Genomic DNA, 17,359 nt, shown 5'->3' with positions numbered 1-17,359 from the left:
CGAGACATGAGCGCAGTGAAACTCGACGGCAAGGCGACCGCGGCCAGGATCAAGGCCGACCTCACGACGCGGGTGACCGCGCTCAGGGAGCGTGGCATCACCCCCGGTCTCGGCACCGTGCTGGTCGGCGACGACCCCGGCAGCCAGATCTATGTGGCGGGCAAGCACCGCGACTGCGCCGAGGTGGGCATCTCCTCCATCCGCGTGGACCTCCCGGCCGACGCGACCCAGGCCGAGGTCGAGGCGGCCATCGACGAGCTCAACGCCTCGCCGGAGTGCACCGGCTACATCGTCCAGCTTCCCCTGCCCCGCCACCTCGACACGATGGCGCTGCTGGAGCGCATGGACCCGGCCAAGGACGCCGACGGCCTGCACCCGGTCAACCTGGGCCGCCTGGTCCACATGGTCGACGCGCCGCTGCCCTGCACGCCGCACGGCATCGTGCTGCTCCTTCAGGAGTACGGCGTGCCGATCAAGGGCGCCGAGGTGGCCGTGGTGGGGCGCGGCATCACGGTGGGCCGCTCGCTCGGCCTGCTGCTGACCCGGCGCAGCGAGAACGCCACGGTGACCCTCTGCCACACCGGCACCCGCGACCTGGCCGCGCACGTCCGCCACGCCGACATCGTGGTGGCCGCCGCGGGGGTGCCCGGCCTCATCACCCCGGCCATGGTCAAGCCGGGCGCGGCCGTGCTCGACGTGGGCGTCTCACGGGTGGACGGCAAGATCGCCGGCGACGTGGCCGCGGAAGTGGCGGAGGTGGCGGGCTTCCTGACCCCCAACCCCGGCGGCGTCGGCCCCATGACCCGCGCCCTCCTGCTCTCCAACGTGGTCGAGGCAGCCGAACGCACCTGATCCCACCCACCGTCTCGCTAGGGCTGGAAGTCGGGGTCCACGGCGACGGTCACCTCAAGCAGCAGGGGCTCCTCGCGGTCCACAAGCGTGGGCACCACCTCGTCGAGCACCGCCGCGAGCTCCTCCGCGGTGTCCACCCGCTTGGCCGCGCAGCCCAGCGACCGGGCCATCCCGCCCATGCTGACCTCGGTGAACGCGGGCCACGGCGCCTTGCCGCCCGCCTTGTCGGCCAGCCGGTCCATGATCGCGTACCGGCCGTTGGCGAGCACCACGAACAGCGCGCCCACCCGGTAGTGAGCCGCGCTCCACAGCGCGTGCACGCCGTACAGCGCCGAGCCGTCACCCACCACCGCGACCACCGGCCGGTCGGGCAGCGACATGCGCAGGCCGACCGCCGCGGGCACCCCGAACCCCAGCCCGCCCATGGCGGCCGACACGAAGCCGAGCGGGTTACGGGCCGGAACCAGCCGGTGCAGGTCAGGGCGCGACGACGGCGTCTCCTCGACAAGCACCGCATCGGCGGGCAGACGCCTGGCGAGCTGGTGCAGGACGTGCGCGGCGCGCAGCACCTCGCCTTCCGGGGGCAGCTCGGATCCGCCGGGCGCGGGCCGTAGTGGAGCGGGCCGGGCGGGCACGAGTACGGCCAGCCGCTCGCAGACGGCGGCCGGGGCGGCGAGATAGGCCAGATCGGCCGGACTGCGGTGCGCCTCGGCCGGGTCGTCGGTGACCAGCGCGACAGTGGTGCCGGGCTCGACCAGCGGACCGGTGTCGAACGGGTACTGACGGAAGACCGGGGCCCCCACGGCAAGCACCACGTCGTGCGCCGCCAGCGCCGCGCGCAGCCGGGCGCGATCGGCGGGCAACACCCCGGCGTACTGCGGATGGTCCTGCGGGAAGCCCGCCATGGCGCCGAACGACTCCTGCCAGACCGGACACCCCAGCCGCTCGGCAAGCGCCACCACCGCCGCCCAGCCCGCCGCCCGGACACCTGAGCCCGCGACGATCGCCGGGGAGCGGGCATCGGACAGCAGTGCGGCCAGGGGCGCGAGCGACTCGTCCGGCACGGCGGCGGGCCGCAGCAGCCGCGTCGGCGCCGCGATCGTCTCGTCCTCGAACGGCGCCGCCCAGTCGTCCAACGGCACCACCACCAGCGCGGGCCCCCGGAACGTGACCGCCTCGTGGTAGGCCCGCGCCAAGGCCCCTGGCACGTCCTGCGCCCGCACCGGTTGGTCGACCCACACCGGATAGTCCCCGGCCAGCCCCGCCAGCCGTCCGGTCAGGAACGGCTCCAACGCCAGATGGCGACGATCCTGCTGCCCGACCAGGATCACCAGCGGCACCCGATTGGCCCGCGCGGTGGCGATGGCGCCGACCGCGTTGCCCAGACCCGCCGCGGTGTGCAGCACGGCCAGCCCCGGAGCCCCGTGACCGATCGCCCACCCGGTGGCCATGCCGACCACCGACCCCTCATGCAGGGCCAGCACGAACCGCAGATCGTCGGGCAGCCCGGTCAGCAGCGCGACCTCGGTCGAGCCGGGATTGCAGAAGATCGTGGTCAGCCCGAACCGCCGGAGCACCTCGAACGTGACCTCTCGAACCGTGCTCACCGCGCTCACCGTGCCCGCCTGAGTCCGCCCACCGTGTGCCTCACAGAGCCCGGCTGACCTTGCTCACCAACCATGATCACTGTGGGTGACGACGATAGCACGACCACCCGTTGTCGCAGGTAGGCCGCCTGGAGAACCTATTGCGGCGTCCACGAACCTTCGCCGGGCTTCCACTCCCCGAAGGGGCGTTTCTCCCTGGGACCTCAGCCACCAAGGACGGTCATCTTCCGTCCCCCGGAGAGGGCATCCCTCCCAAGGGGCCTCAGCCTCCAGGGATCGTCAACTTCCGTCCCCGAAAGGGCCGTCCCTCACAAGCGACAGGGTATCCCCAGAAGGACCCCAGCCTCCACGGACCGTCACAAGGATCGCGACGGTCGTGTGACAGACCCCTGGGGTCCAGTGCGATCACCGCGCTACCGGCGCCGATAGCGGTCCGTGGCCTCCTTCGTGGCGCGGATCGCGGCGTCGGCCCTGTCGTACGTGCGCTGCGCCAGCCCGACGAAGATGCAGTCGACGATCAAAAGCTGGCTGATCCGGCTGGCCAGCGCCCCAGGCCGGAACGCGGTCTCCCGCCCCGCCGACACCAGCGTGTAGTCGGCCAGCCCGGCCAGCGACGACCGCGGATTGTTGGTGATCGCGACCACCAGCGCCCCCGCCTCCGCCGCCGTGCGGGCCGGGTCCAGCACGTCCGGCGTCTCCCCGCCGCAACTGATCGCCACCACCACGTCGCCCGCCCGCAGCAGGGCCGCGCTGGTCAATGCCAGGTGCGCGTCACTGAACGGGTGGCTGGACAGGCCGATCCGCAGCAGCTTCTGGGACATGTCGGCCGCCACGAGCCCGGAGGCCGCCACGCCGTACACGTCCACCCGCCGGGCCCCGGCGATGGCCGTGACGACCTCCCCGAGCGGCTCGGGGTCGAGTTGCGCCGCCGTGTCGGCCAGCGCCTCCGACTCGGCCCGCGCCACCTTGGCGATGACGTCGGTGAGCGGGTCGTCGGGGCCGAGGTCGCCCGGCACCAGCCGCTCGGGCTCCTTGGCGACGGCGGCGGCCAGGGCGAAGCGCATCTGCGAGTAACCGGCGAAGCCGAGCGCCCTGGCAGTGCGTACGATCGTCGCCTCGCTCGTCCCCGACACCCCGCTGAACTCGGTGATCGTGCTCCGGACGACCACGCCGGGGTCGGCGAGGATGATGCGCGCGATGGCCTGCGCGGCCGGCGTCAGCGACGGCAGCACCGCACGGACGGCGGCCACCGGGTTGGCCGGCTCGTTCATCCGCCCGCCCAGCCCGTCGACAGCCAGCCCGTCCAACTCGTCAACAACGAGCCCGTCAACAACGAGCCCGTCAACAGCCAGCCCGTCGATAGACGGAGGTGCCCGGTCATCGGGTCAGCCATTCGGCGGCCGCCTGCGCCGAGACGCGCGAGATGCCGTGCGTGACCAGGTGCGCCGCGCCGTCGGGCGCCCCGGGGATGCCGGTGTCCACGACGATCACCTCCGGCCGCACCTGTACGGCCCGCGCAACCGTCTCCCGTACCCACGGATAACGGGCGGCGTCGTGCACCACGAGGACGACCGGCCGGTCGTCGAACGGCGGCAGCTCGCCCTCCGGCTCCATCTGGATCCGTGTGGTCCCCGGCAGGAGCGTGCTGAGCGCCGCGGTGATGCCGGTCGGCGTCGAGGGGTCCACCGCCTTGTTGAAGCGCGTGTTGACCTCCACGACCAGCGGCGGCCGGGTCAAGGTGGCCGTCCCCGTCACGGTCAGCGCGGCTCTGGCGGCCTCCAGCCCCGCGCCCTCGTCGACGTCGGCCCGGACCTTCTCGCGCAGCGCCGACTGCCGGGCGTACCAGTCGGACAGGGCGAGGACCCGGGCGGCGGCCTCGGCCAGGCGCTCCTCCGGGAGCGCGCCCGACTGGACGGCGGCCACGATGGCGTCGCGGATGTCGTGCAGGCTCCGCTCGGTCGACAGGCCCACGCAGATGGCGTCGACGCCCGCGCCGAGCGCGCGGACCGCGATCTCCCCGGGGTCGAACATCGCGGCCACCGCCCGCATCTCGATCGCGTCGGTCACCAGCATCCCGTCGAAGCCGAGCTCGCCCCTGAGAAGCTCGGTCATGACGGTACGGCTGAGCGTCGCGGGCATCGACGGGTCGAGGGCGGGGACGAGCAGGTGACCCGACATGACCGAGCGCACCCCGGCCGCGATCGCGGCTCTGAACGGCGGCAGGTCGCGCTCGTCGATCAGCTCGCGCGAGGCGTGTACGGTCGGCAGCGCCAGGTGCGAGTCCGTGACCGTGTCACCATGACCGGGGAAGTGCTTGGCGCAGGCGGCGACCCCGGCGCCCTGTACCCCGTTGACGTAGGCCACGGTGTGGCGGGAGACCAGGTCGGCGGTCGGGCCGAACGAGCGGACGCCGATCACCGGGTTGGCGGGGTTGGCGTTGACGTCCGCGGAAGGCGCGTAGTTGAGGGTGATGTCCGCTTCGGCGAGCATCCGGCCGATCTGGCGGCCCACACGTTCCGTCAGGGCCACGTCGTCCACCACGCCGAGCGCCCGGTTGCCCGGGAAGGAACTGCCGGACGTGACCTCCAGACGGGTGACCGCCCCGCCCTCCTCGTCGATCGCGACGACGGCGCCCGGGTTCTCGGCGCGAAACCGCTGGACGAGCTGCTGCCCGGGGTTGTTGCGGGCGAACAGCACCAAACCGCCGAGTCCTTCGCCGAGCGCCCTGAGCAACCAGTCGGGAGCCGACGTGCCTTCATAGCCTGGCTGGAGCACTGTCATCGCTAGTCGGTACAGGTCAGGGGACATGCGGCATTTTCCTTCACGATTGTTGAATTGAAGGTAATTTTCTGTCATCGTCGCCCTCGACACAACCACTTCCGAGAGGCCAAACCCCCCATGCCCAGCCGAAGGACGTTACTGAAGGGCCTCGCCCTCGCCGCTGCCGCCTCCGTCGTACCGCTTCCCGCCTTCGCCGCAGACTACGTCCCGCCGTTGCGTCAGATGCGCGGCATGTGGATCGCCTCCGTGGTCAACATCAACTGGCCCTCCAAGACCGGGCTGACCGTCGAGCAGCAGAAGGCCGAATACCTCGCCTGGCTGGACCTGGCGGTGCAGCGCAAGCTGAACTCCGTCTTCGTGCAGATCAGGCCGACCGCCGACGCGTTCTGGCCGTCGCCGTTCGAACCGTGGTCGCAATGGCTGACCGGCACTCAGGGGCAGGACCCCGGCTACGACCCGCTGGGCTTCATCGTCGAGGAGACGCACAAGCGCGGGCTGGCCTTCCACGCCTGGTTCAACCCGTACCGGGTCTCGATGCAGGCCGACCCGGCCAAGCTGCACCCCGACCACCCGGGACGCAAGCACCCCGATTGGATCCTGCCGTTCGGCGGCAAGCTCTACTACAACCCCGGCATGCCCGAGGTGCGGAAGTTCTGCCAGGACGCGATCATGGACGCGGTCACCCGGTACGACATCGACGGCCTGCACTTCGACGACTACTTCTACCCGACGAACACCACGGCCTTCGACGACAGCGCCGCCTTCGCCCAGTACGGAGCCGGCTTCCCGGACCTGGCCACCTGGCGGCGCAACAACGTCGACCTCATGGTCTCGGAGATGCAGCAGCGCGTGCGCGCGGTCAAGCCGGAGATCGCCTGGGGCATCAGCCCGTCAGGCATCTGGCGCAACAAGGCCAGCGACCCGCTCGGCTCCGACACCAGCGGCGGCCAGTCCTACGACGGCCTGCACGCCGACACCAGGGGCTGGGTGAAGAAGGGCTGGCTCGACTACATCGCGCCCCAGCTCTACTGGTACATCGGGCAGCCGCCGGCCGACTACGCCAAGCTCGTCCCGTGGTGGTCCGACGTGGCGAACGGCACCGGCACGCTGCTCTGGATCGGCCAGGCCGCCTACAAGGCGGGCGACCCCGCCCAGACCGCGCCCGAATGGCAGAACCCGGCCGAGCTGTCCAAGCACCTCACGCTCAACCGGGACAACCCACCCGTCAGCGGTGACATCTGGTACAACGCCAACGACCTGCGGGCCGACCGGATCGGCTCCATCAGCACGGCCGTGAACGACCACTACACCCGGCCCGCCCTGGCCCCGGTGCTGACCAGACTGGCGGGCGGCCAGGCGCCGCACCGGCCGGTGCTGGCGTACGCGCTGCGGAAGCACGGCGGGGTGGAGGTACGCGCGGTCGCGACGGACCGGCACGAGCCCTTCCAGTTCGCCATCTTCCGGTTCCCCGGCAAGGCCGCGTCCAGCGCGTTCGCCGACGCCCGCAACCTGGTCGCGGTGCTGCCGGGCGACCGGCAGGTGAGCTGGGTGGACCCGGAGGGCAAGCGCGGGGATCACTACTACGTGGTCGCCGTCGACCGGGCCAACCGGACCAGCAAGCCGAGCAACGGGTTCCGGGTGCTGTAGCGGATTCCCCGGTGGTTCGTCACGCGACCGTCTCGATCTCTGTGACGGTCCGTGGTGGCTGGTGTCCCTTGGGAGGGATAGCCCCTCCGGGGGAAGAGGAAGAAGGCGGTCCGTGTCCCTCGGAAGGGACACCCCCTCCGGGGGAAGAGGAAGACGGTCTGTCGTGGCTGGGGTCCCCCGCCGCGGGAGCGGAAGAGACGGCCCGTCGTGGCTAAGGGTCCCACGAGGGACAGTGGAGGAGAAGGAGCGTGATGCGGGTTCTCGGCCTCATCTCGGGTACATCCCACGATGGGATAGACAGTGCGGTCGTGGACTGGTCGCTGGACGGCGGCGTGCTGACCGGCACGCTGGTCCACACCGGCGAGCGGCCGTACGACCCCCGTCTGAGAGCCCGTATCGTGGCCGCGCTGCCCCCCAGCCGGATCGACCTGGGCGAGGTCTGCGCCCTGGACACGCTCATCGGCCAGGCGTTCGCCGAGGCGGCGGCGGAGGGGCTGGCGGCCGACCTGATCTGCTCCCACGGGCAGACGCTCTTCCACTGGGTGGAGGGCGGCCGGGTGCTCGGCACCCTGCAGCTGGGCCAGCCCGCCTGGATCGCCGAGCGCACCGGGCTGCCCGTGGTTTCGGATGTGCGGGTGCGTGACGTGGCCGCGGGCGGGCAGGGGGCGCCGCTCGTCTCCTACCTCGACCTGCTGCTCATGGCCGGGCTGCCGGGGCGTACCGGGGCGTTGAACCTGGGCGGGATCGCCAACCTGACCGTGCGGGAGCCGGCCATCGCCTACGACACCGGCCCCGCGTGCGCGCTCATCGACGCCGCCGCGCCCCCGTACGACAAGGACGGGGTGCTCGGCGCGGCCGGGACGGTCGACGCGGCGCTGCTGGCGGAGCTGCTCGCCGAGCCGTACTACGCGAAGGAGCCGCCGAAGTCCACCGGTAAAGAGCTCTTCACGCCCGGGTACGTCAAGGCGGACCTCCCGCAGGCCGACCTCGTCGCCACGCTGACCGCACTCACCGCGGAGACCGTGGCGGCCGAGATCCGGCGGCACGGGCTCGACACCGTGATCGTCTCCGGCGGCGGTGTGCGCAATCCCACGCTCATGGGCATGCTGCGCGCACGCGTGCCGGGGACGCGACTCGTGACCAGCGACGAGCTCGGCGTGCCCGCCGACGCGAAGGAGGCGATCGCCTTCTCGTTGTTCGGCTGGCTCACCGCGCACGGCCTGCCGTCGACCGTGCCCAGTTGCACGGGCGCCTCAGGGGCGCGTGTCCTGGGCACGGTGACGCCGGGCTCCGGTCCGCTCGCGCTCCCGGAACCCCTCGCCGTGGCACCGGTCGCGATCCGTTTCCTCTAGTGGGCCACGCTCAGCGGCCCACCACAGGTAGCGGGGTCCGCACCTATGAAGCCCTGCGTCCGGCCGCCGTCGGTTGCTGTTGCTCGGCCGGCGTCCCCGACCGTTGTGGTGGCACCACGGGGGTCGGGCGCACCAGGCCCAGCGCGACGACCTCGTTGGCCAGCCGCGTGCGCCGGTTGGTGCCCTCGGGAATCCGGAACTTCTGGTACAGCCGCAGCAGGTGTTGCTTGACCGCGGCTTCGGTCACGACCAGGTCGTCGGCGATCTCACGTGCGGTCGCCGGGGCGACGAACGCCTCATCCGACAGCGCCGGCCTGCAGAGCGAGGTCAGCACATCGACCTCGCGCCTGGTCAGCTCGGGCGCAGCGGCCCTGCGCAGTTCGACCTCGGGGGTGAAGTCCTCGCGGGGGACTCCGCCGATGCGACCGCGCGCCGCCCCGAAGGAGACGACGTCGCCGTCGTCAAGCACCCTCCGGGCGATCGGCCTGCCGTTCACCCGTGTGCCGTTGCGGGACAGGCCCAGATCAACGACGTACAGGTAGGGTCCTCGCCTGACGAACTCGGCATGGAGTCGAGACACACTCGGGTCGGTCAGCCGGATGTCCGCGCCCCGGCCCCTCCCTACCGTTGTGATCTCGGGGCGCAACGGGACCACCTCGCCGGTGTCCTCGATGCGTATGAACGGCCCCTCCACGGCAGTTCCTCCCCAGGTAGCCCGCCGTAACTATTACTACAGCTCCGGCTTACCCAAACGAGGGGATGCGGAATCGCCTTTGCCATAAGGAGAATCCAGCATGAAATTGGTCTGGACCTTCGCGGACGGTTTTGCCTGCTCACGGGTAGACTTCGGGCGGAGATATGCGGAGGAAACACTCATGGCGGACAAGCCCACGAAAGGCCTGGCCGATGTCGTAGCCGCGTCGACAGCGCTCAGCGACATTGACGGGAAGGCCGGTCGTCTCTTCTATCGCGGATACGACATCCACGATCTGGCCGGCCGCGCGACGTTCGAAGAGACCGCTCACCTGCTGCAGTGCGGCAAGCTTCCCAATCGGGATGAGTTGAACAGGTACGGCGAGGAGCTGGTGCGGGGCCGCGAGCTCGGCGCCCTCGTCTCCGCGAACATCTCGGAGATCGCCGAGAAGCAGAAACCGATGGAGGCCCTGCGCTCGCTGGTCTCCCTCTCCGGGGCGGACGACCCGGACAAGGACTCCATCGCCCCCGACGCGAACCTGCGCAAGGCCGCCCGCCTGACCGCGCAGCAGCCTCTGCTGGTCGCCCGCTACCACGCCGCCCGCAACGGCGCCGAGGTCCCGGAGCCCGACCCGGCGATGAGCATCGCGGCGAACTTCCTCCTGCAGGTCACCGGACGCGTTCCGGCCCGGCGCGAGGTCGAGATCTTCGACACCTGTCTGGTGCTGCACGCCGACCACACCATGAACGCCTCGACGTTCGCCGCCCGCGTCTGCGCCGCGACCCTGTCGGACATGCACTCGGCCATCGTCGCCGCCATCGGGACGCTCAAGGGCCCCCTGCACGGCGGCGCGAACGAGCAGGTCATGAAGACCCTCGAATCGATCTCGCCCACCGGGGTGGCGCAGGCCGTACGCGAGAAGCTGGCCGCCGGCGAGAAGATCATGGGCTTCGGCCACCGCGTCTACAAGACCGAGGACCCGCGGGCCACGCATCTGCGCAGGATGTCGGAGGAACTCGCCGAATCCACCGGCGACGACACCTATTATCGGATGTCCAAGGAGATGGAGGAGGTCGTCTTCGAGATGAAGGGCCTCTATCCGAATGTCGACTTCTACGCGGCATCGGTCTATCACTATCTCGGCATTCCGACGGACCTGTTCACCCCGGTCTTCTCGATCAGCCGCATGTCCGGATGGACGGCGCACGTGATCGAGCAGCATGCCGACAACAGACTGATCCGCCCCGACAGTGAGTACATCGGTGAGCGTGACCAGAAGTGGAAGCCGATCGAGGAGCGATGAGCCTGGACCGGAGAGAGCGAGGCCACGATGCCAACGGAGGTCCGCAGCGAATGCGACCACAAGCGGGCGCGATGAGCCTGGACCGGAGAGAGCGAGGCACGATGCCAGCGGAGACGCGCAGTGATTGCGTCCGTAAGCAGGCACGTTGAGTCGTTCTGGAGAGAGTTGGGGGCCGTACCCGCTGGTTCTGGCGGGTGCGGTCGTCGGCGTTGCGCTGGTTTTCCTCGTGGACCCGCGGTGGGGCGGGTTCGCGCTGGGCGCCGCCGTCATGGTGGCCGCCGCGCTCCGTTTCGCCGGGTACGACGGGCTCGCCGTACGCAGCAAGAGGACGGACGTCATCACGCTCGGGGTGTTCGGATTCGTGCTCGTCCTCACCTCGCTGATCTTGGCGAACGACGAGCTCAAGGGAATGATCATGTCCCTTTTGGCCCGGTGACCCCACCTCCACCAACCCGATCGACGCAGGGCCGCCTTCGGGCGGCTCTTCCGTTTTCTCTAGAACATCTCTTGGCCCTCACAGAGCGTGACGGAGTTGATCAGATGGGTAAGAGTCCCTGGTAAGAGTCATAGGTGGCCCAGGGGGTTCGGATGCGATTGCGTCTTTTGAGTGGGGTGGGGCTGATCGCGGTCACGGCGGTCGTGTGCGGCTGTGGCTCGGAGCCGGCCGCCCGGCCGGTGAACACCGCGGCCAACACGGCGGCCAAGCTGAAGCAGGCCAAGGCCGCCCAGCTGGCGCTGGCCGCCAAGGTGAAGGCCAACGAGCTGGGGCAGATCCCGGTGCTGATGTTCCACCGGGTGATCAAGAACCCGGCGACCACCGACGACCGGACCCCCGAGCAGTTCAGGGGAGACCTCGAGCGGCTGGTCAAGGACGGGTACGTGCCGATCACCGCCGCCGAGTACGTCACCGGCAAGATCGACATCCCGGCGGGCAAGCACGCGGTCGTGCTGACCTTCGACGACTCCTCGCCGTCCCAGCTGACGCTGGACGAGATGGGCAACCTGGCGCCGGACACCGCCATCGGCATCCTGCGTGACGTGGCGGCGAAGAATCCCGGCTTCCGGCCGGTGGCCACGATGTACGTCACGCGCGACATGTTCGGCAAGACCGTGCGCGACGAGCAGGCCCAGATGCTGCTCTGGCTCAAGGACAACGGATTCGACATCGGCAACCACACCCGCGACCACATCAACCTGCGGGGCCGGTCGCAGAAGGAGGTCGAGGAGCAGATCGCGACCGTCCAGACGATGATCAGCTCCCTGGCCTTCGTCAAGCCGGTGACCCTGGCTCTGCCGTACGGCAACCAGCCGCACAACAAGAAGTGGGCCATGCACGGCAAGCTCGGCGACGTCACCTATGACCACAAGGGAGTCTTCCTGGCCGGTTACACGCCCGCGCCCGCGCCGTTCAGCAAGTCCTTCGACCCGCTGGGCATCCCGCGCATCAGGGCCATGGACAAGAAGGGTGACTGCAAGCAGTTCTGTTCGGTGGCCTGGCTCGACTGGCTGAAGAACAACCCGGACATGCGCTACACCTCGGACGGCGATCCGTTGACCGTGGCCTTCCCCAAGTTCAAGAATCCGTTCCTGCGGACGTCCTTCACCTCGCGGGCTCTCGCGTACTGAACGTGATGCCCGCCCGGCGCAGGCGCTCGATCAGCGGGCGGCCCATCGCGGAGGCGGTGGTGACCTGGCCCGCGATCTCCGGCACGTCGTCGAAGGCCAGGCAGAGCGCCGACTCGCCGAGCATCTTGGCCGTCTCGTCGTAACCGGGGTCGCCGCCCGCGACCTCGGTGACGACCCGCCGGCCGCCGCCCTCGCCGAGGATGGTGACCTTGAACCAGTTGCGGGCCCGCTGCTCGGGGGTGGGCCCGTCGCCCGGCTTGACGCGGCTCGCCATCCAGTCGCGTACCGGGGGGATCTGCGCGAGCGCCGCCATCGTGCCCGCTCCCGCCGCCACCGCGAGCGCGGCGGGCAGGGTCTTGACGGCGTAGTACTGGCGGTAGGTGAAGTCGGGGCCGTAGCGGTCGAGCAGGCGGGCCGAGCGGCCGACGATCAGCGGGTCCAGGCTCGGCATCGGCAGCGCCCACCCGCCGACATAGCGCAGGCCGCCGGGCAGTGAGCTGACCCGGCGGCCGAGAGGCAGCGGCTCGGCCGCGCGCCGCCGGGCTCCCGCCTCCAGGAGCTGCAGGGGGCGCGAGACGATCGTCATCCCGGAGGCCAGTGTGCCTCCCGATGCCCGCATGTGGCTCCTGAGGAACCCGCTGACCCTGAGCGGCACGTGCTCCGGCAGCCGGTCGACCGTGAAGAGCACGCCGAGGTCGTAGGGGATGGAGTCGAAGCCGCACGCGTGCACCAGCTTGGCGCCCGTGGCGGTGGCCTGGCGGTGGTGGCGGACGTACATCCGGTCCACGAATTCGGCCTCGCCGGTCAGGTCCAGATAATGGGTGCCGGCCTCGGCGCAGGCGGCCACGAGCGGCTCGCCGTACCGGAGGTAGGGGCCGACGGTCGTGACGAGGACGCGGGTCGCGCGGGCGATCGCGGCCAGCGAGGCGGGGTCGGTGGCGTCGGCGATCAGGATCGGGACGTCGAGGCCGAGTCGCTCCAGCTTGGCCCGGTCGCGCCCGGCCAGTGCCCAGCGCACCTCGGAGCCGGCCGTCCTGGCGAGGTAGGCCGCGGTGAGCGCGCCGGTGAAGCCGCTCGCGCCGAACAGCACGATGTCGTACGCACGGGCCATAATCCCGAGCCTCCTCGGTGCTTCTCGTAGTTTCGCCCTATTCTGGGGTAATTCGGCGTTTCTCCTCATCATGGTGATGGCGGGTGGCCATACTGCTCCTGGCGACAAACCGTGACGTCACGAACGGTTAACGGTTCCCTGAGAGCTTACTGAGCGTCGTAAAGTTTGCGTCGTTGGGCTTTGTTTGAACGTGGGGAAGATGGATGCCGCAGATCTCGCCGCTGGTCGCCGGCGACCCCGGCCAGCTGGGGTCGTTCCGGCTGGTCGGCCGGGTTGGGGAAGGCGGCCAGGGCATCGTCTACCTGGGCGTCACCGATGAGGGTGAGCAGGCTGCGATCAAGCTGCTGCATGTCAAGTTCAGCGGGGACACGATCGCCAGGTCGCGGTTCGCCAGGGAGCTGAAGGCCGCGCAGCGGGTGGCGTCGTTCTGCACGGCCCGGGTGATCGAGGCCGATCTCGACGGCGACACGCCGTACATCGCCAGCGAGTACATCGACGGGCGCGCCCTCAGGGACATCGTCGACGACGACGGCCCGCTGCGGGGGACGGCGCTCGACCGGCTGGCGATCGGGACGGCCACCGCGCTGACCGCGATCCACCACGCCTCGATCGTGCACCGCGACTTCAAGCCCGACAACGTGCTGATCGCCGCCGACGGGCCGCGCGTGGTCGACTTCGGTATCGCCAGGATCATCGACTCGAGCGGCACTATCACCAGCCGGGCCATCGGGACGCCCGCGTACATGGCTCCCGAGCAGATCGCCGGGGACGATGTCGGGCCTTATACCGACGTTTTCGCCTGGGGGGCGGTGATCGCGTTCGCGGCCACCGGGGAGACCGTGTTCGAGGGCAACTCGATCGCGGTGGTGCTCAACCGGATCCTCAACCACGAGGTCGACGTGTCCATGCTGCCCGAGCCGCTGCGCGGCGTGGTGCGGTCGGCGCTGTCGAAGTCGCCCGACGAGCGGCCCTCGGCCGACCAGATCCTGCTGCGGCTGCTCGGCCAGCCCGAGACGGTCGGGGCCTCCACGGCCGTGCTGACCCGGGGCGTACAGGTGGCCAGCGACGACACCACCCCCTTCATCAGGGTGCCGGCCGGGACGCTCGGCACGGGCTCGCCGTCGAAGGCGCAGCTCATGCATCCGCCGGAGCAGTCCTCCGTGACCGGCGGCGAGCCGATCCCCTGGGCGACCGGCTCCACGTCGCCGCCGCGCGGCATCCTGGACGAGCGCCCGGCCGCATCCGCCACGGACCCTCGCCCGCTGGCGCCGCGCGGCCGCCGCGCGGGATGGGTCGCACTGGTCGCGGCGATCCTGCTGATCGCCGCCGCCTCGGTCGTGGCCGTGCAGAACAACTGGCTCCAGCTCGCGCTCGGCGGCAACCCCTCGCCCCATCCCGCCCCGCCGAACTCCTTCACCTCCGTGGCCGACAAGGTGGCGCAGACGAAGAAGATCGTGATCGGCGTGAAGGGCGACCTGCCAGGCGTCTCCCTGGAACGTGACGGCGGATTCGAGGGCTTCGACATCGAGCTGGCCAAGCTCGTCGCGGCGCAGCTCGGCGCCAAGCAGACCCAGTTCGTCAGGATTCCCAAGTTCGAGAGGGAGAAGGCGCTGGAGGACGGCACCGTGGACCTGGTGATCGCCACCTACTCCATCGACAAGAGCGGCGTCGAGTTCGCCGGCCCGTACTATGTGGCCCACCACGACCTCCTGGTCAGCGACGGCGCCTCGATCGAGTCGATCGACGACCTCGAGGGCAAGAAGATCTGCGCCCCCAACAGCCCGTCCGTCGGCAATGTCCAGGCCCGCGTGAAGGTGGAGCTCGTCACGGCGACCGACTACGCGCAGTGCATGGACCTGCTCAGGAGCAGCAAGGTCGACGCGGTGCCGGGCGAGGACATCATGCTGGCCGGCTTCGCCAGCCGCGAGAACCAGCGCTTCAAGATCCTCGGCGCCAAGCTCAACGACGAGCGCTACGCCATCGGCATCAAGCACGGAGACGTGAAGACCTGCAAGGCGGCCAACGGGATCATTGCCGAGCTCTACCGCAAGGGCGTCGTCAAGAGCCTGCTGGCCCGGCATTTCGCCAACGTGGACTTCACCCCGGAGCTGGAAACGCCCTCGATGGTCTCCTGCGGATGACGAACGGGTAGCATCCGAAAGTCAATGATTCATCCTGCGAGTTAGGGGAAGGCCATGGCCACGCCCGTCAAGGTGACCGTCACCGGAGCCGCCGGTCAGATCGGCTACGCACTGCTGTTCCGCATCGCGTCGGGGCAGCTGCTCGGCCCGAACGTCCCGGTCAAGCTCAGTCTGCTGGAGATCCCGCAGGCGGTGAAGGCAGCCGAGGGCACCGCCATGGAGCTCGACGACTGCGCCTTCCCGCTGCTGTCCGGCATCGAGATCACCGACGACCCGAACGTCGCGTTCGCGGGCACCAACGTCGCGCTGCTCGTCGGCGCCATGCCGCGCAAGGCCGGCATGGAGCGTGGCGACCTGCTCGGCGCCAACGGCGGCATCTTCGGCCCGCAGGGCAAGGCGATCAACGACCACGCGGCCGACGACATCAAGGTCCTGGTCGTGGGCAACCCGGCCAACACCAACGCGCTCATCGCCCAGCAGAACGCGCCCGACGTCCCGGCCGACCGCTTCACCGCGATGACCCGCCTCGACCACAACCGCGCGCTGTCCCAGCTCGCCGCGAAGCTCCAGGTCCCGGTCACCGAGATCAAGAACATGACCATCTGGGGCAACCACTCCGCCACCCAATACCCGGACCTCTACCACGCCGAGGTCGGCGGCAAGATCGCGGCCGAGCAGGTGGAGTCCGAGTGGCTGCGCGACACCTTCATCCCGACGGTGGCCAAGCGCGGCGCCGCCATCATCGAGGCCCGCGGCGCCTCGTCGGCCGCCTCCGCGGCCAACGCCGCGATCGACCACGTCTACGACTGGGTCAACGGCACCGACTGGACCTCGGCCGCCGTCGTCTCTGACGGGTCCTACGGCGTGCCCGAGGGCCTCATCTCGTCGTTCCCGGTGCGGGCGGCGGGGGGCCGGTTCGAGATCATCCAGGGCCTGGAGATCGACGCCTTCTCCCGCGAGCGCATCGACGCCAGCGTCCGCGAGCTCACCGAGGAGCGCGACGCGGTGGCGTCGCTCGGCCTGATCTGATCCATCCCGACAAGGCGCGCGTCCGTTTCCGGGCGCGCGTCTTTTTGGTTATATGTACGGTTTGCGGCCTATTTCCCTTTTGTGCATCTACGGGCACATAGTGATGTGCGCAGCAGGATTCGGCGGGGAGGTGGCGAACAGCACCCCCGCCGCCGCCGCGAGGCTACCCAGCACAACGAGCACGCCGAAGACTATCTTCGTGACCCTTGGTGAAAAGCTCCTCACATTTCGATATCACAGCACATATCGGGACTTCCTATACCTATTTCCCGGAAAGCGCTGCCCAAGCGTCAGAGACGATCTCCCGGAGGGAGGGGCGCTCGGCCTTCCAGCCCAGTTCGCGCTGGATCTTCTCGGACGACGCGACCAGCACGGCCGGATCGCCCGCCCGGCGTGGCCCGACGACGGCGGGGATGTCGTGGCCGGTGACCTCGCGGCAGACCGAGATCACCTCCTGGACGGAGAAGCCGGCGCCGCTGCCCAGGTTGTAGATCTTGTGCTCCCCGGGGGTGAGCGCCTCCAGCGCCAGCAGGTGGGCGACCGCCAGATCGGCCACATGGACGTAGTCGCGCACGCACGTGCCGTCGGCAGTCGGGTAGTCGGTGCCGAACACGCTGACCGACTCGCGCTCGCCGGTGGCCACCTTGAGCACGTTCGGGATGAGATGGGTCTCGATGGTGTGCCGCTCGCGGAAGCGGCCGTACGCGCCGGCCACGTTGAAGTAGCGCAGGCTCACCGCCCCGAGCCCGTGCAGGCCCGCGTAGGCGGTCAGGGCGGTGTCGACGGCCAGCTTCGAGGCTCCGTACGGATTGGTGGGCCGCGTCGGGTCGCTCTCCAGGATGGGGGAGCGCTCGGGCTCGCCGTACGTGGCCGCGGTCGAGGAGAACACGATCCCGCGCACGCCCTGCTCCCGCATCGCGTCGAGCAGCGCCAGCGTGCCGCCGAGGTTGTGCGACCAGTAGAGGCCGGGCTTCTCCACCGACTCGCCGACCAGCGACTTGGCCGCGAAGTGCAGCACCGCCTCCACGCCCGCCAGCGCGTCGTGGGCCTCGGTGATGGACCCGCGGACGAACCGCGCCCCCTCGGGCACCGCGTCCTCATGGCCGGTCGACAGGTCGTCGAGCACGGTCACCTCGTGGCCCGCCTCGACGAGCTGCGCCGCGACGACGCTGCCCACGTATCCGGCGCCTCCGGTGACCAGCAATCTCATGTTCAC

14 protein-coding genes are annotated in these 17,359 nt (G+C 70.0%); 8 read left to right on the top strand and 6 right to left on the bottom strand.

From position 1 onward, the window contains the following. The first annotated feature begins 6 nt into the window (after positions 1-6). Positions 7-852, top strand: coding sequence for a bifunctional methylenetetrahydrofolate dehydrogenase/methenyltetrahydrofolate cyclohydrolase (locus tag LDL49_RS24275; protein ID WP_225293655.1), 846 nt, complete (start codon positions 7-9; stop codon positions 850-852). A 17-nt stretch (positions 853-869) separates the two neighbouring features. Here LDL49_RS24275 and LDL49_RS24270 read toward each other — a convergent pair whose 3' ends face one another. From LDL49_RS24270 to LDL49_RS24260, 3 genes are all read right to left on the bottom strand, one after another. After that, positions 870-2,459, bottom strand: coding sequence for a thiamine pyrophosphate-dependent enzyme (locus tag LDL49_RS24270; RefSeq protein WP_225293653.1), 1,590 nt, complete (start codon positions 2,457-2,459; stop codon positions 870-872). 413 nt (positions 2,460-2,872) lie between these two features. Then, positions 2,873-3,766 carry a MurR/RpiR family transcriptional regulator gene (locus LDL49_RS24265; RefSeq protein WP_225293651.1) on the bottom strand — a complete coding sequence of 298 codons (894 nt, stop codon included), beginning with the start codon at positions 3,764-3,766 and terminating at the stop codon, positions 2,873-2,875. Between the two features lie 70 nt (positions 3,767-3,836). After that, positions 3,837-5,240: a glycoside hydrolase family 3 protein gene (locus LDL49_RS24260; protein ID WP_225293650.1), complete on the bottom strand. Its 1,404-nt coding sequence runs from the start codon at positions 5,238-5,240 to the stop codon at positions 3,837-3,839. A gap of 117 nt (positions 5,241-5,357) precedes the next feature. Between LDL49_RS24260 and LDL49_RS24255 the strand changes: the two genes are divergently transcribed. Then, positions 5,358-6,887, top strand: coding sequence for a glycoside hydrolase family 10-like protein (locus LDL49_RS24255; RefSeq protein ID WP_225293648.1), 1,530 nt, complete (start codon positions 5,358-5,360; stop codon positions 6,885-6,887). A gap of 251 nt (positions 6,888-7,138) precedes the next feature. Further along, entirely contained in the window at positions 7,139-8,239 is a 1,101-nt protein-coding gene (locus LDL49_RS24250) for an anhydro-N-acetylmuramic acid kinase (protein ID WP_225293969.1), read from the top strand. 43 nt (positions 8,240-8,282) lie between these two features. Here LDL49_RS24250 and LDL49_RS24245 read toward each other — a convergent pair whose 3' ends face one another. Beyond that, positions 8,283-8,933, bottom strand: a complete 651-nt coding sequence (locus LDL49_RS24245) for an FHA domain-containing protein (RefSeq protein WP_219468773.1) — start codon at positions 8,931-8,933, stop codon at positions 8,283-8,285. A 181-nt stretch (positions 8,934-9,114) separates the two neighbouring features. On the opposite strand from LDL49_RS24245, the gene LDL49_RS24240 reads away from it, so the two are divergent. From LDL49_RS24240 to LDL49_RS24230, 3 genes are all read left to right on the top strand, one after another. Next, positions 9,115-10,236, top strand: a complete 1,122-nt coding sequence (locus LDL49_RS24240) for a citrate/2-methylcitrate synthase (RefSeq protein ID WP_225293646.1) — start codon at positions 9,115-9,117, stop codon at positions 10,234-10,236. 145 nt (positions 10,237-10,381) lie between these two features. Then, positions 10,382-10,672, top strand: a complete 291-nt coding sequence (locus LDL49_RS24235; RefSeq protein ID WP_225293644.1) for a DUF3017 domain-containing protein — start codon at positions 10,382-10,384, stop codon at positions 10,670-10,672. 152 nt (positions 10,673-10,824) lie between these two features. Then, a complete protein-coding gene (locus tag LDL49_RS24230; RefSeq protein WP_225293642.1) occupies positions 10,825-11,862 on the top strand; it encodes a polysaccharide deacetylase family protein in 1,038 nt (345 codons plus the stop codon). Here LDL49_RS24230 and LDL49_RS24225 read toward each other — a convergent pair. Continuing rightward, on the bottom strand, positions 11,837-12,973 hold the full coding sequence (locus LDL49_RS24225) for a saccharopine dehydrogenase family protein (protein ID WP_225293640.1): 1,137 nt from the start codon (positions 12,971-12,973) through the stop codon (positions 11,837-11,839). The genes LDL49_RS24230 and LDL49_RS24225 overlap by 26 nt on opposite strands. A gap of 203 nt (positions 12,974-13,176) precedes the next feature. On the opposite strand from LDL49_RS24225, the gene LDL49_RS24220 reads away from it, so the two are divergent. Together LDL49_RS24220 and LDL49_RS24215 are read left to right on the top strand one after the other, a co-directional pair. After that, on the top strand, positions 13,177-15,114 hold the full coding sequence (locus LDL49_RS24220; RefSeq protein ID WP_225293637.1) for a serine/threonine-protein kinase: 1,938 nt from the start codon (positions 13,177-13,179) through the stop codon (positions 15,112-15,114). Positions 15,115-15,168: 54 nt separating this feature from the next. Continuing rightward, the gene (locus LDL49_RS24215) at positions 15,169-16,143 is read left to right on the top strand and encodes a malate dehydrogenase (protein WP_225293635.1); all 975 of its coding nucleotides are present in this window, start codon (positions 15,169-15,171) and stop codon (positions 16,141-16,143) included. A 262-nt stretch (positions 16,144-16,405) separates the two neighbouring features. Here the strand turns inward: LDL49_RS24215 and galE are convergent, their stop codons facing one another. Then, on the bottom strand, positions 16,406-17,353 hold the full coding sequence (gene galE, locus LDL49_RS24210; RefSeq protein ID WP_225293633.1) for a UDP-glucose 4-epimerase GalE: 948 nt from the start codon (positions 17,351-17,353) through the stop codon (positions 16,406-16,408). Between the last annotated feature and the right edge of the window lie 6 nt (positions 17,354-17,359).

Source organism: Nonomuraea aurantiaca, assembly GCF_020215705.1.
Classification (GTDB): domain Bacteria; phylum Actinomycetota; class Actinomycetes; order Streptosporangiales; family Streptosporangiaceae; genus Nonomuraea; species Nonomuraea aurantiaca.
Note: the sequence above shows the minus strand (reverse complement) of the source record. Positions and strands in the feature narration are given on the sequence as shown.